The sequence below is a fragment of the Ensifer sesbaniae genome (genome assembly GCF_013283665.1).
GTDB lineage: Bacteria > Pseudomonadota > Alphaproteobacteria > Rhizobiales > Rhizobiaceae > Ensifer > Ensifer sesbaniae.
Window position 1 is genome coordinate 47141 of record NZ_JABEKU010000004.1, and the last position, 12727, is coordinate 59867.

Sequence of the window (12727 nt, forward strand, 5' to 3'; positions counted from 1 at the left end):
AACGCAGATCTTGACCACTCGCCTTAGCAAGGACATCAGAACGTCAGGTAAGCGGAGCGATTATGATAAAGACCGATCGGCAGGCCGACAGTCGCCTATTGTCCGGCTGGCCGAGGAGGAAAGCGCTGTACCCATCTTGTTTCGCGATCATAAGCCGCTGCCAATTGCAGGCAACCGAACTCCTGGTGATTACGTCCGACAATCTGCATCCCCATGGGAAGGCCCGAATCACTGAAGCCTACCGGGACGTTCAGGGCAGGACAGCCAGACATTGTGATGGGGACGACGACTTCCATCCAGCGATGATAGCTGTCCATTAACATGCCGTTGATTTCGCTTGGCCAACGGATGCCCGATGCAAACGGGAATGTCTGAGCAGAAGGCAAGAGAACATAGTCATAAACTTCCATAAAGGTCCGTAGGGTTCTGTACCAGTCCCCGCGCCCTGCATACGCCCTTTGAAGTTCATCGGTCGTCACAGACATGCCGCGTTCAATCTCCCATATGGCCTCGGGCTTGAGCAACTCCCGTCTTGCATCGTCCAGATAGTGTTCTTTCAGCCAGTCGGCGACGCCCCATGAGCGGAGTGAAACCCAATTTTGCCACAGACCCTCATACGCGAAAGATGGAAACGCGGCTTCGACGGTGCATCCAAGGTCCCTGAAAACCTGCAACGAAATTTCGCACAACCGCAAGACCTCCCGGTCGATCGGCAAATGACCTCCGAGGTCGCCTAGCCATGCGATCCTGATGCCGTGGAAGTCGCGATCCAGACTCGCGACAAACCGTGTTGGGTCTTCCTCTATGGAGAGGGGCGCTCGACTATCATATCCTGACATGACCGAAAGCAGCAGGGCCAAGTCTTCGACACTCCTAGCCATTGGCCCGGTCACGGTCATGCTGGGAATGAAAGGATTGACATCCTCTACCGGAATTCGGCCAATCGATGGGCGAAGAGCAAAAACATTGTTGAATGCGGCAGGATTGCGCAGAGAGCCGCCATGATCGCTGCCGTCGGCGACGACCTGCAGGCGGGCTGCTAGTGCCACCGCAGCTCCGCCGCTGCTGCCTCCGGCTGTTTTGGAGTGGTCGTACGCGTTTCGGGTAACGCCAAAGACACGGTTGAAAGTGTGTGATCCCAGTGCGAATTCCGGAATGTTAGTTTTGCCGATTATGATCGCGCCTGACCGCTTGATCCGCTCTACGAAAATGGCATCATTTTCCGGAACGTAGTCAGCATACATTGGTGAGCCAAATGTGGTTCGAATACCCTTTGTTTCGGCAGTGTCTTTAATTGCGATCGGAAAGCCATGCAGCGGGCCCAACGCTTGATCACTCGACGCAATTTGATCAGCTTTCCGCGCTTCGGCGATTAGTTCGTCGTACTCCCGCAACGAGACAATAGTATCCATCCGAGCAGGGCCGCGGGATTTTGGGCGCCGCGCGTGGTAATGTCGGCTCATGGAGATCGATGAGGACAAGATCGACGATGCCGTTTTGGCGCTGTTATGGCTGACGCTGCACAACGAGCGTTGTGCCTGGAAGGGCTTCGACTGGGCAACGACGGATCGGCTTCACAAGAAGGGCTTGATCGGCGACCCAGTCAACAAGTCGAAGTCATTGATCCTGACCGATGAAGGCCTGGAACGTTCGCAAGCATTGTTCCGGGAGCTGTTTACGCGGCCGCCGCAATAGCCGTCCCTTGGTGCGCCTTCCATTGCCAAGGCAACAGTTCGTGCAGGCGGGAGACGGGAAGATCGGCGATGCGGGCGAACACATCGGCGAGCCATGCCTTTGGGTCGACGTCGTTGAGGCGGCAAGTCGTGATGACGGAGAGCATGATGGCGGCACGATCGGCCCCACGCTGGGAACCGGCGAAGGTCCAGTTGCGGCGCCCGAGTGCAATTCCTCTCAGCGCGCGCTCGGCCGCATTGTTCGTGAGACAAATCCGGCCATCTTCCAGGAAACGGGCAAAACCATCCCAGCGCTTCAGCATGTAATCGATCGGCTCGATCACCTCGGACGATTTGCTGAGCGTGGCGCGCTCCCCTTTCAGCCACGCGTGCATGTCATCGAACAGCGGCTTGCTCTTTTCCTGCCGCGCGGCCAACCGTTCTGCGGCGCTCAATCCATTGATGTCGCGCTCGATCTCAAACAGCGCGTCGTACCGTTGGACGGCCTCCAGGGCGATCGGCGAGATCGGCTTGCCCTTGCGGTTGTGGTCGCGGGCATTTTTCTGGATGTCGGCCAGTTCAAAGAATTTGCGCCGCGCGTGCGCATGACAAAAGGCGAAGGTGATCGGTACCGCTTTCTTTTCGGCGACACTAAGCGGCTCGAAGCCATTGTAACAATCACTCTGCAGAATGCCGCCATACTCGGCCAGGTGCTTCTGCGGGTGCTCGCCGCGGCGATCGCTCGACGCATAGTATATCGCCGCCGGCGCTGCCGCGCCGCCGTAGGACCGGTCATCGCGCACGTAGGTCCATATTCGCCCGGTCGTGCATTTGTCTTTGGCCTGGATGGGAATGGTGGTGTCGTCGCCAAAAAGCCGCTCGGCCGCGAAGACATGCGCCTCGATCAGTTCAAAGATCGGCAGGAGCGCGGCCGTTCCATACCCGACCTGGTCGGCCAGCGTCGAGGTCGAAAGCTCAATGCCCTCGCATTTGAACCGGGTGCTCTGACGGTTGAGAGGGCTATGCATGCCAAACTTATCGAACAGGATCGTCGCCAGCAGATGAGGACCGATGAAGCCGCGCGGCGTCGCATGGAACGGCGCCGGCGACTGGCTGATCGCCTCGCAGTCGCGGCAGGTAAATTTCTCCCGCACCGTCTCGATCACCTTGAACCGGCGCGGAACCTCCTCGAGCGTCTCGGTGACGTCCTCGCCCAGTTTCGACAGGCGCGACCCACCGCAGCAGGCACAGGTGACGGGGGGATCGATCACCACGCGCTCGCGCTCGATATCCTCCGGCCACGGCTTTCGCAGCGGCCGTTTGCGCGTGAACGAACGCACGCTCGTCTTGGCGGCAGCCGCCTGCGCTGCGGCTTCATCCTCCGTCGCCGCCATCACCAGTTCTTCGAGCTGCAATTCCATCTGGTCGATCAGGCGCGCCGTGCGCTCGGATCGCCGGCCGCGCAGTTCGCGCTTCAGCTTTTCGATCGCCAGTTCCAGACTGGCAATCAAGGCCTCACTGTCCGACAGCATGGCCTGCGCATTGGCGGCTTGCGCCACCGCAATGTCCCGTTCGGCGACGACGGTATCGCGCTCGGCAACAACGACATCACGTTCAGCCTGCAACATCTCACGCTCGGAAAGCAGCGCCAGATAGGCGCTCGCAAGGTCCGCAGGAAGATCCACAGGCTTCGAGGTCATGAAGCCATTCGATCAGATTCACTCAATATTTTCAATGTAATAATGCTATCCGACCCGTGTCGGACGCCAGGTTTCCTGCGGATTGCGCCAGTCGATCCCGGACAACAAATACGACAATTGCGCCGGTGAGATCGCGACCGCACCGCCCTCCATATTCGGCCAGATAAACCGGCCCTTCTCCAGCCGCCGGGTAAAAAGGCAGGCGCCCAGACCATCATGCCAGATGATCTTCAAAATATCCGATCTGCGCCCCCTGAAGACGAAGAGATGCCCTGACAACGGATCATGCTGCAGAACCTCCTGCACCCGAAGCGCCAGGGAGGGAAAGCCACAGCGCATGTCCGTATAGCCCGTCGAAAGCCAGACCTTGACCCCTGTTCCCATCGGAAACGGATTCATCGCAGCGCCTCCAGTCCACGCAAGACCCGAAGCAGCGCTTCAACGTCGACATCGCGGTCCACGATCACACGACGACCATTGGCGCTGACAACCTCCATACGGCCGGCGGTCGGCAACGACCCTGCTGCCGGCTTTACCTCTGGAGCAAGCAGCGCCGGGACAAAGCCGCCGACAGGCGACGCAGCATCCAGTTGCCACGCTCGCGCGAGCCGGCGCCATTCATATAACTGCGAGCGCGATATTCCGTGTCGCCGCGCCGTCGTCGCACACAAGCCAGGTTCCGAATAACTCTCCGCGACAATCTGGAGCTTCATCTCTTTGCTAAAACGACGACTTCACAGACGAACAGATCATCGGCATATTGAAGGAGCACGAGGCGGGCACGCCGGTCTCGGAGCTTTGCCGCAAGCACGGCGTCAGCGACGCCAGCATCTACAAGTGGAAAGCCAAGTTCGGCGGCATGGACGTGTCCGAAGCCAAACGGCTGAAGACGCTTGAGGATGAAAACGCGAAGCTGAAGCGGCTCCTTGCGGATGCGATGCTCGACAATGCCGCTTTGAAAGACCTTTTGGGAAAGAAGTGGTGACGCCCGCAGCCCAGCGGAACGCTGTCGCGCATCTGATGAGCCAACATGGGATGAGCGAACGGCGGGCGTGTAAAGCCAGCGGCTTTTGCCGGATGACGATCCGTTATGAAACCAGACGCGACGATGATCATGATCTTCGCGAGCGCATGAAAACGTTAGCCCATGAACGCCGTCGCTTCGGCTATCGACGCATTCATGTGCTGCTCAGGCGCGAGGGGCGGCTTGTGAACCACAAGAAGCTCTTCCGGCTCTATCGGGAGGAGAAGCTCACCGTGCGCAAACGCGGCGGCCGGAAGCGAGCAATAGGCACACGAGCACCGATGCTGATCCCGATGGCAGCCAATGATCGTTGGTCGCTCGACTTCGTGTCGGATCAACTCACCGATGGACGCAGGTTCCGGATTCTGACGGTCGTCGACGATTGCACCAGGGAATGCCTGGGCCTCGTCGCCGATACATCGCTTTCCGGTCTGAGGGTTGCCCGTGAGCTGGATCGGATCGTCGAGGAGCGCGGCAAACCGAAGATGATTGTCAGCGACAACGGCAGCGAATTCACGAGCAACGCGATCCTGCAATGGACGGACCGAGCCAAGGTGGAGTGGCACTACATCGCGCCGGGCAAACCGATCCAAAACGCCTTCATCGAAAGCTTCAATGGGCGTCTGCGAGACGAGTTCTTGAATGAGACTCTCTTCTCGTCACTGACCCATGCCCGATCAGCGCTTTTAAACTGGCGCAGCGATTACAACGATCACCGACCACATTCTGGCCTCGGCTGGCTGACACCTGCCGAGTTCGCTCAGACCATCAGCCCGCGACGTGATGCGGTGCTGCGCAGCCGAAATGGCTCCGCACCGCAACCCGCCGCTACCGCCCCAAATACAGCAACCAAAAACCGCTGGAGCGAACTCAAAACTGGATAAAACTTGATGTGGTGGAACGGCCCGCTCCAACAGCATCAAAGTGCTAGAACGTGGTCGTTGTTCGAACGCCACAAAGGAGGGACCGTTCCGTGAAACAGGTTATCACCATTGGGTTGGATCTGGCCAAGCACGTTTTCCAGGTTCACGGCGCAGCTGCGGAGGGCTTGCCCGTATTCAACCGAAAACTGCGGCGCAGTGAAGTTATGCGTTTCTTCGAGAAGCTGCCACCATGCCTGGTGGGGATGGAAGCATGCGGTAGCGCCCACTATTGGGCGCGCGAGATCACCGCTCTCGGTCACGAAGTGCGGCTGATTCCGCCAGCCTATGTGAAACCCTTCGTCAAGCGAGGTAAAACGGATGCGGCTGACGCGGAGGCCATCAGCGAAGCGGTAGTCCGAAAGACCATGCGCTTCGTCCCGATCAAAACGGCCGAGCAGCAGGCCGCCGCGATGGTGCTGAAGACCCGCGCTCTTCTGGTGCGGCAGCGAACCCAGGCGGTCAACGCCCTGCGCGCGCATCTGGCCGAATTGGGCATCATCGCCACCACCGGCGTGGCAAAGGTTGAGGCGCTGCTTTCGATCGTGCGGGATGAGACAGATACTCGTCTACCCGCAGCAGCACGCTTCGCTCTGATGGCTATTGCCGATGTGATCGAAGCTTCAGCCGACCAGATCGGCAGGCTCGAGCGCGCAATTCTCGTGGAGGCCAAGCGCGACGAGGACATGCGTCGGTTGACCACGATTCCTGGCGTAGGCGCCATTACGGCAGCGACCATCAAGGCGCTTGTATCGGATCCCGGCGGGTTCAAGTCGGCGCGCCACTTTGCCGCCTGGCTCGGATTGACACCACGGCCTCATTCAAGCGGAGGTAAGGAGAGGCTGGGACGAATATCGAAGATGGGAAATCCGGAACTCCGCGCGCTCCTCGTCGTCGGGGCAACCGCCGTCTTGCGGGTTGCCCGAAACGACAGTCGGACGCGGCCGTGGTTGAGGGCGCTTCTCGCCAGAAGGCCCTTCAAGGTTGCAGCGGTCGCGCAGGCCAACAAGACGGCGCGGATCATCTGGGCGCTTCTGAATCGGGGCGGAACCTATCGGCGTGCCGATCCACTGGCGATTACAGCGGTCGCCGTTGGATGAACGCTGTGCCCCTCAAAACGATCTGACCGGCGCAGGCTGGCAGAGGGCAAGGTGCAATAACAGGCGATGAACCCATGGGACATAATCCCGACGCGAGTAAGCTACTGCCCCCAATGTGCACAAGCGCGTAAACTTGATTTAGCTCCTCGTTTCGCGGATCTCATCAAGGCCAGCGGCCATGGGCTGCGCGTAAAGGCCGGACATATGACCGCACCGTTCCAACGTGTAAATCGACTGAAAAAGCTCTTGCCACGCGGGCCGTTCCACATATGGGGGCAAGGTCAGTGGAAGCCCAGGTCTCATCGATAAAAACGAGACGTTCCGGATCAAGGTCAAGTTGGCCGTCGAACCAGTCTTGCCGCCGCTTCAGGATGTCAGGCCGGTTTTGCTCCGAGGCATGCGCACTCTTTTTTGCGCGTGATGTTGTGCCGCTTGAAGAAACGCTGGATCGTCCCGAAGCCGAAGAAGAGACCCCGATCCGCCAGACTGCGGCGTACCTCTTCCAAGGTAGCGTCCTGCCCAAGGCTTCGACGATAACACTCATATGTGCATCGATCCGACCCGAGCGACGATCGCCGCCAAGCGCCTTGGGCCGGGCGTCGCCCTGTTCACGCTCACGACTGCGCCAGCGGCTGATACTGGCAGCGCTCACACCAAAACGTTCCGCTGCAGCTCGGTGCGACAGGCCCTGGCCGACCGCCGCCAGAACCCGAACCCGCAAATCCATCGATAAAGCCTTCGACAAGTCCGCCGCCTCCACACGGCGGACGTCTATGAATCAGACCAAAACTGATTTGCATAGCCAAAACGATTCAATCAGGTCGGGTTCCGCTCTAGTGCGACAAGCGCATTGACACCTTAAGCTGGAACACGAACGAAAAGCTCGCCGTCGACCAGAGCTACTGCATAACTCATTGTATTGGGGCAGCCCTTGGGTCCCCCGGACACTGATCCGGTCGCCATGTCGAACTCCGCGAAGTGAGCAGGGCACACGATCCTGTCTCCCTCGATGAAACCTTCGGACAGAGCGACCTCGGCGTGGGGGCACTTGTTCTTAAGCGCGAAGTACCTCCCGTCCTTCCTGGTGACCACCAGATCGCCGACCCCCTCGACGGTAACGGCGACAAGCACGCCTTCACCTACAAGGGCCGATTTTCCGATTTTCCTGTCCACCATCTCCCGCGCAGGAGTGTCGACAACGGCAACAGGACCGGTCTGCACAGTGGTGGCAGCGAGCTGTGACGCGAAGCGATGAATATCACGCTGCCTATTTATGCCGACGGCGAAGCTTCCGAAGTTCCAGAATGGATGTGCATCTCCGTCGCTGCTCTCCGCATCTGCTGACGGGTTTGGGGTACCGGCGACCTGGATCGACATGTCGAACTGATCAGACCAGAAAGTGGGAACCGGCGGCTCCGTTTGTTCAATCGCCAAAATAGCGCGTGCGGCCCGATATGCCTGTTCGTTTTCGTTTTGCCAGCTTTCAATTCGCTGACCAGTTGATCCCGCTCCTTGGCATGAGACATCCCCGATGGCGAAGATATGGGGATCGCTGGTCGCCCCGTTCAGATCAGTGAGAATTCCTTCTCGGCAATCCAAGCCCGCTTGGCGTGCCAAGTGATCGTTTGGACTTATGCCGATTGCGACGACGAGGAGGTCCGCGGTCAAAGTCTCGCCATTCACGACGGCCTCGACCCGGTCGGCTCTCTCCACAAGCCGGGGCTCGGTGCCGAAATGAATTCTCACCCAACTCTGAACATGGGCATCAGCGACAAAATCAGCCACCGCCCTCGGTAGGACGCGCGATAGCAGCCGGTCCTGCCTCACGAACAGATCAACCTCAATTGAAGCGGAACGGGCGGCGGCAGCGACTTCCAAACCGAGCCATCCGCCGCCAACGACGAAGATTCTGTGCGCCGAAGCAAAAGCTCTCCCTAGGTTCTCTGCATCAGCGGCGTTGCGGATGGTGTGAACGCGGCCATGACCGCGATTAACGAGCGGCAGACGCCGGGCGGTTCCGCCTGTCGCGAGGATCAGGTGATCGTAGCCATGCCTCGCGCCGGTTGAGGTGGTAACGGAGCGTCTCTCACGATCAATGGCGATGACCGGCTCATCGAGATGCAAACCGATCCGCAGATCGTCCGACTGCTCTCCGGACAGGACACTGGTCAACTTCAAAGGGCCGCTCTCAAATCGCTTTGAGAGAGGCGGTCGCTCATAGGGCGCATGCCGCTCATCGCTGAGGATAGTGATCTCGCCGTCAAAGCCCAGCTCCCGCAGCGCTCTTGCAGCAGTACCGCCAGCTTGGCCGCCGCCCGCTATAACGATCCGATGTTTAGCGGCGATATGCGGAATGTCGCCGATTAAACTGTCACCAATTCGTATCTCCGCTTCGTTCAGCACTTCGCAGTAGATGCCGAAATTCTTATCGAAGCGACTTATCAGCGCGCGAAGGATTGCCCTGTCCTCGGGTAGGCCAATCTGTTTAAGGGTCGTGAAACTGCACCGTCCGCAGTCGAGCGTTCCCCTGAGGCGAAGCCCGCCTATGCTGAATTCCTGTCCCAAGAGAGCCAGTTCGGGAAGATCGCGGCCCTTCAAGCCGTGAAGGTCAACCACGACGTTCGGGCGGAAGCGGCGAACGTCAATGATGCTGTCCGGCAGCATCTCCTGAAGCGTGTTCATGGATTGCAAGCTGAGCAGATGGATAGGACTGCGATCGTATCGAGGCTCGGCGGCCTTGCCCTTGAATTCTTCCCCGTAGCGCCGTGGAGCCACGGCTCTGCCGAAGAGCGGTTCAAGTGATTCTGGAAGGCGCGGGTCGTCATAGCGGAGCCAGTTGACTCCGTCTGACGTCAGCCAGGGCGATCCGCTTTCATCCAGTCGCGCATCGATCAATGTGGCGGCGTTCCAGTGTCTCTGCCGTGAAGGGAAGACGATCTCGCCGGTTGTGGCGTCAAACAGGCCAAAGGCCCGATCGAGGGTAACGCCTGTTCGGTCGAAAGTGAGCTGATCCAGCTTCTCACCGCCAACGGAGCTTATAGGGTATCGCCAGAGGGCTTCGACAGTGCCGATCGCTGTCATGTTATTTGCTCACCTTTCTAATGATAAGTGCTGTCGCGTCCGACCGCAAAAGGGCATGCCCTACAGGCCGAAAACGATCGAGCCGGCCTGCGGCTGAGACATTTCAGGGCGCGGAGCCGAGAGAGCATTTGCTGACCGCCTCACGTCTGCCTATCGTTTAGGGCCACACTGTTCGTGTCTCTGCGCCGCAGCAGCGTTGGTGTCCATGCGGTGCAGGCGGAGATCAGGTGCTGTCCTTGCCGATAGGCGTCCCGCCTCGCCTTGAGTCCAGCCCTATGGGAGCGCCAGATGTCGAGGCACGGCTTCACGTAGGCAAACCCTCCCGCCCGTGAATGGCGGCACGCAAATACCGGAAATATAGCCTTGCGAGCGATAAGATCGGCCAGCTCACTCATCGGTATCTCCGCTTGCTCAACAAGTCAGCTTGTTTCCGGCTTGTCCTGCTTTCGGGGCACATAAACATGTTAACAGCGGCGTTGGTAGCTTTAAAAAAAACGGTACCGATAAACCGTGTCTATAGCACGTTAAAGGTAAGCGTGGGATGATGACCGCGGGGAGCGCTCGGTGGGCACTGTAAACTTAACGTCCGTTAGGCGATGGGGTGCCTTCTTGCTCGGCTTTCCGATTATATCCGCGCGATTTCCGCCCACATACTCATGGCGGCGGCGCGCAGTTCGCGATAGTGGCTGGCGGAAATAGTCGTGGCGGGGGATGTGGAAGAGGTTGGCAACCGGATCGTGAATGGAGACGAAGCGCTGCAACTGTCGCCGTGACTTGAAGCGCTTCATGATCCGCTCTCGTCGTCGTGTTGGCTGATGGGAGTTCTCCGCCCGGTTGTTGAGGCCCTTGTGGGATCGATGCTCGACGCCGGGCATGATCTCTCGTTTCGCGGCATCATAGGATCGGAGCTTGTCGGTAACCATCACGCGTGGCGCACGGCCTTGGCCCTTCAGCAGCTTGCGCATCAGGCGTTTGGCTGCCTTGGCATTGCGGCGGCTTTGCACCAGAACCTCCAGCACAAATCCGTACTGATCAACGGCGCGCCACAGCCAATGCTTCTCGCCTCGGATCGAAATGACGGCCTCGTCGAGATGCCATTTATCGCCGAGCTGGCCGCACGAACGTTGACGGATCTGATTGGCGAAGGTGCGGCCGAATTTTTCTGCCCACAGCCGGACCGTTTGATGCGCAACGATGATCCCTCGCGCCGCCAGCATGTCCTCGACCATCCGCAGGCTGAGCGGAAACCGGAAATACAGCCACACGGCATGGGCGATGATTTCGGCGGGAAAACGATGGCGGCGGTAAAGTGGATCTCGGTCAGTCATGGCCGAGCATCCCATATTGAAGTCCATGCTTCGTTAAGTTGACGATGCCGCTCGGCTTCAAACGAGCCGCCGTCGCTGTCGCGCGCAAACTGGCCGTGATCATGCATGCGATGCTCAAGACCGGCGAGCTCTTCGATCCGAATGCAGGAGCCGCGGCATGAGCTGGTGGATAGCGTTCAGTATCTGAGCGCCTGAGACGTCCCTGCCGGGACGTAGGCTGAGCCATTCCGTTGATGGGATTGCACCGCTGCCCAGCCGAGTGCGTCGTCCACATTGAAGGCTCTTCCAACGAAGGCCATGATGCGGCGGCCTCTGCCGACCGCGAAGACAACTTGTAACCCGGCACACGCGTCTCATATCAAGATACTTGACCCCACGGCTGCGATTAGCGCCTGAGACGTCCCTGCCGGGACGTAGGCTGAGCCATTCCGTTGATGGGATTGCACCGCTGCCCAGCCGAGTGCGTCGTCCACATTGAAGGCTCTTCCAACGAAGGCCATGATGCGGCGGCCTCTGCCGACCGCGAAGACAACTTGTAACCCGGCACACGCGTCTCATATCAAGATACTTGACCCCACGGCTGCGATTAGATGGGATATTCGGCTTTGCGTCTCAGCGTTGACCATGGTGGATTGCGGTGCTGCGCTTCTGGCTGATGGTAAAACGAGGTCATGTCTTTCAACAGCCTCAAACATCAAAGGGAGAAGCGCAGCATGAAACACTATTGTGCACTGGATGTGTCGGTGAAAGAGACCGCGGTCTGCATTGTTGATGACACAGGCAAAATTTGCCGAGAGGTGAAAGTTGCCAGTCACCCTGAGGATTTGATCTCGGTGATCAAGGATCCGAAGTGGCAAATCGAGCGGATCGGTCTTGAAGCCGGGCCACTGTCGCAATGGCTTTATGAAGGACTTGCCAAGGCAGGATTGCCGGTGATCTGCATCGAGACCAGGCATGCCAAGGCATTTTTGAAAGCCCAACCGAATAAGACGGACCGCAACGATGCGCGTGGCATAGCCCAGATGATGCGCGTCAATCTCTACCGGCCTGTGCATGTGAAGACACTGACGAGCCAGAAGCACCGGGCATTGCTGACCGCGCGCAAACTCCTGCAGGAAAAAGCCATCGCCATCGCGAATGACATTCGCGGATTGTTGCGCAACTTCGGACTGAAAGTCGGATTGGTCGGCAAGGTCAAATTCGATGAGCGAATCAATGAGCTGGTCGAAGACAGGCCTGATCTTCGTGAAATCATGCAGCCTTTATTAGCTGCACGCAAACTGCTGCGCGAAGAGTTCACCAAGCTGCACAAGAAGGTTTTGGATTTGGTCCGTGAGGATGAAGTCTGCCGCCGGTTGACGACGATCCCCGGTGTCGGGCCCGTTGTCGCTCTCACCTATACGGCAACCATCGACATTCCTGGGCGGTTTCCACATTCAAAGGCGGTGGGTTCTGTGCTCGGGCTGACGCCGAAACTGAACGAGTCTGGTGAAAGCAAACGGGTCGGGCGAGTATCCTGTTGCGGTGACGCAATGATGCGATCCCTGCTGTACGAAGCCGCGCAAGTCCTGCTGGTAAACGTTAAGAAATGGTCGTGGCTAAAAGCCTGGGCGATGAATATCGCCAAACGCCGCGGCAGGCAAAAGGCGGTTGTAGCCTTGGCCCGACGGCTTGCTGTGATCATGCATCGCATGTGGAGTGACGGAACCGAATTCTGTTGGACACGGGAGAGCTTGCCTGTTGCCGCGTAATTAGCAACCAAGGTGACAAGAACAAAAGGAGACAAGATTCCGCCGCCGGTGGAAAGATGTCCTTCGCAGGACGACGGATGGGGTGAGTTCGCGTGTTGTCTTGGTACGGTCGTTTATTGCGATCAGGTCGCCGATTAGATTGTTCCGCCT

The 12727-nt window shown here is 58.7% G+C and carries 8 protein-coding genes and 4 pseudogenes; 5 read left to right on the forward strand and 7 right to left on the reverse strand.

Going from position 1 to position 12727, the window contains the following annotated elements:
- Positions 1-95: 95 nt before the first annotated feature.
- Entirely contained in the window at positions 96-1412 is a 1317-nt protein-coding gene (locus BHMPCIPO_RS31295) for an amidase (protein WP_173520701.1), read from the reverse strand.
- Positions 1413-1461: 49 nt separating this feature from the next.
- On the opposite strand from BHMPCIPO_RS31295, the gene BHMPCIPO_RS31300 reads away from it, so the two are divergent.
- Entirely contained in the window at positions 1462-1695 is a 234-nt protein-coding gene (locus tag BHMPCIPO_RS31300; RefSeq protein ID WP_173514631.1) for a DUF6429 family protein, read from the forward strand.
- On the opposite strand, the gene tnpC is transcribed toward BHMPCIPO_RS31300, so the two are convergent.
- From tnpC to tnpA, 3 genes and pseudogenes are all read right to left on the reverse strand, one after another.
- A complete protein-coding gene (gene tnpC, locus BHMPCIPO_RS31305; protein ID WP_173520702.1) occupies positions 1676-3373 on the reverse strand; it encodes an IS66 family transposase in 1698 nt (565 codons plus the stop codon). The two genes, BHMPCIPO_RS31300 and tnpC, sit on opposite strands and share 20 nt — an antisense overlap.
- A 45-nt stretch (positions 3374-3418) precedes the next feature.
- Positions 3419-3772: an IS66 family insertion sequence element accessory protein TnpB gene (gene tnpB, locus BHMPCIPO_RS31310; RefSeq protein ID WP_042779359.1), complete on the reverse strand. Its 354-nt coding sequence runs from the start codon at positions 3770-3772 to the stop codon at positions 3419-3421.
- Positions 3769-4092, reverse strand: a pseudogene (gene tnpA / locus BHMPCIPO_RS31315) (IS66-like element accessory protein TnpA); the annotation flags it as partial. The gene tnpB and the pseudogene tnpA, both read right to left, overlap by 4 nt.
- Before the next feature lie 29 nt (positions 4093-4121).
- Between tnpA and BHMPCIPO_RS31320 the strand changes: the two are divergent.
- Positions 4122-5281 (forward strand): IS3 family transposase gene (locus BHMPCIPO_RS31320; RefSeq protein WP_312033095.1). Its coding sequence is split into 2 segments (ribosomal slippage): positions 4122-4341 and positions 4341-5281, totalling 1161 coding nucleotides; the frame shifts between segments, so codons are not numbered across the junction.
- Between the two features lie 89 nt (positions 5282-5370).
- A complete protein-coding gene (locus tag BHMPCIPO_RS31325) occupies positions 5371-6417 on the forward strand; it encodes an IS110 family RNA-guided transposase (RefSeq protein ID WP_173520705.1) in 1047 nt (348 codons plus the stop codon).
- 273 nt (positions 6418-6690) lie between these two features.
- On the opposite strand, the pseudogene BHMPCIPO_RS31330 reads toward BHMPCIPO_RS31325, so the two are convergent.
- From BHMPCIPO_RS31330 to BHMPCIPO_RS31340, 3 genes and pseudogenes are all read right to left on the reverse strand, one after another.
- Positions 6691-7162, reverse strand: a pseudogene (locus BHMPCIPO_RS31330) (helix-turn-helix domain-containing protein); the annotation flags it as partial.
- Positions 7163-7275: 113 nt separating this feature from the next.
- Entirely contained in the window at positions 7276-9498 is a 2223-nt protein-coding gene (locus BHMPCIPO_RS31335; RefSeq protein ID WP_173520706.1) for an FAD-dependent oxidoreductase, read from the reverse strand.
- A 625-nt stretch (positions 9499-10123) separates the two neighbouring features.
- Positions 10124-10826, reverse strand: a pseudogene (locus BHMPCIPO_RS31340) (IS6 family transposase).
- 32 nt (positions 10827-10858) lie between these two features.
- On the opposite strand from BHMPCIPO_RS31340, the pseudogene BHMPCIPO_RS31345 reads away from it, so the two are divergent.
- Positions 10859-10987, forward strand: a pseudogene (locus BHMPCIPO_RS31345) (IS110 family transposase); the annotation flags it as partial.
- Positions 10988-11539: 552 nt separating this feature from the next.
- On the forward strand, positions 11540-12577 hold the full coding sequence (locus BHMPCIPO_RS31350) for an IS110 family RNA-guided transposase (protein WP_173520834.1): 1038 nt from the start codon (positions 11540-11542) through the stop codon (positions 12575-12577).
- Positions 12578-12727 lie beyond the last annotated feature (150 nt).

Coding starts and splice junctions, on each gene's coding strand:
- BHMPCIPO_RS31295 (WP_173520701.1), bottom strand. CDS start 1,412: ATGGATACTATTGTCTCGTTGCGGGAGTACGACGAACTAATCGCCGAA.
- BHMPCIPO_RS31300 (WP_173514631.1), top strand. CDS start 1,462: ATGGAGATCGATGAGGACAAGATCGACGATGCCGTTTTGGCGCTGTTA.
- tnpC (WP_173520702.1), bottom strand. CDS start 3,373: ATGACCTCGAAGCCTGTGGATCTTCCTGCGGACCTTGCGAGCGCCTAT.
- tnpB (WP_042779359.1), bottom strand. CDS start 3,772: ATGAATCCGTTTCCGATGGGAACAGGGGTCAAGGTCTGGCTTTCGACG.
- BHMPCIPO_RS31335 (WP_173520706.1), bottom strand. CDS start 9,498: ATGACAGCGATCGGCACTGTCGAAGCCCTCTGGCGATACCCTATAAGC.
- BHMPCIPO_RS31350 (WP_173520834.1), top strand. CDS start 11,540: ATGAAACACTATTGTGCACTGGATGTGTCGGTGAAAGAGACCGCGGTC.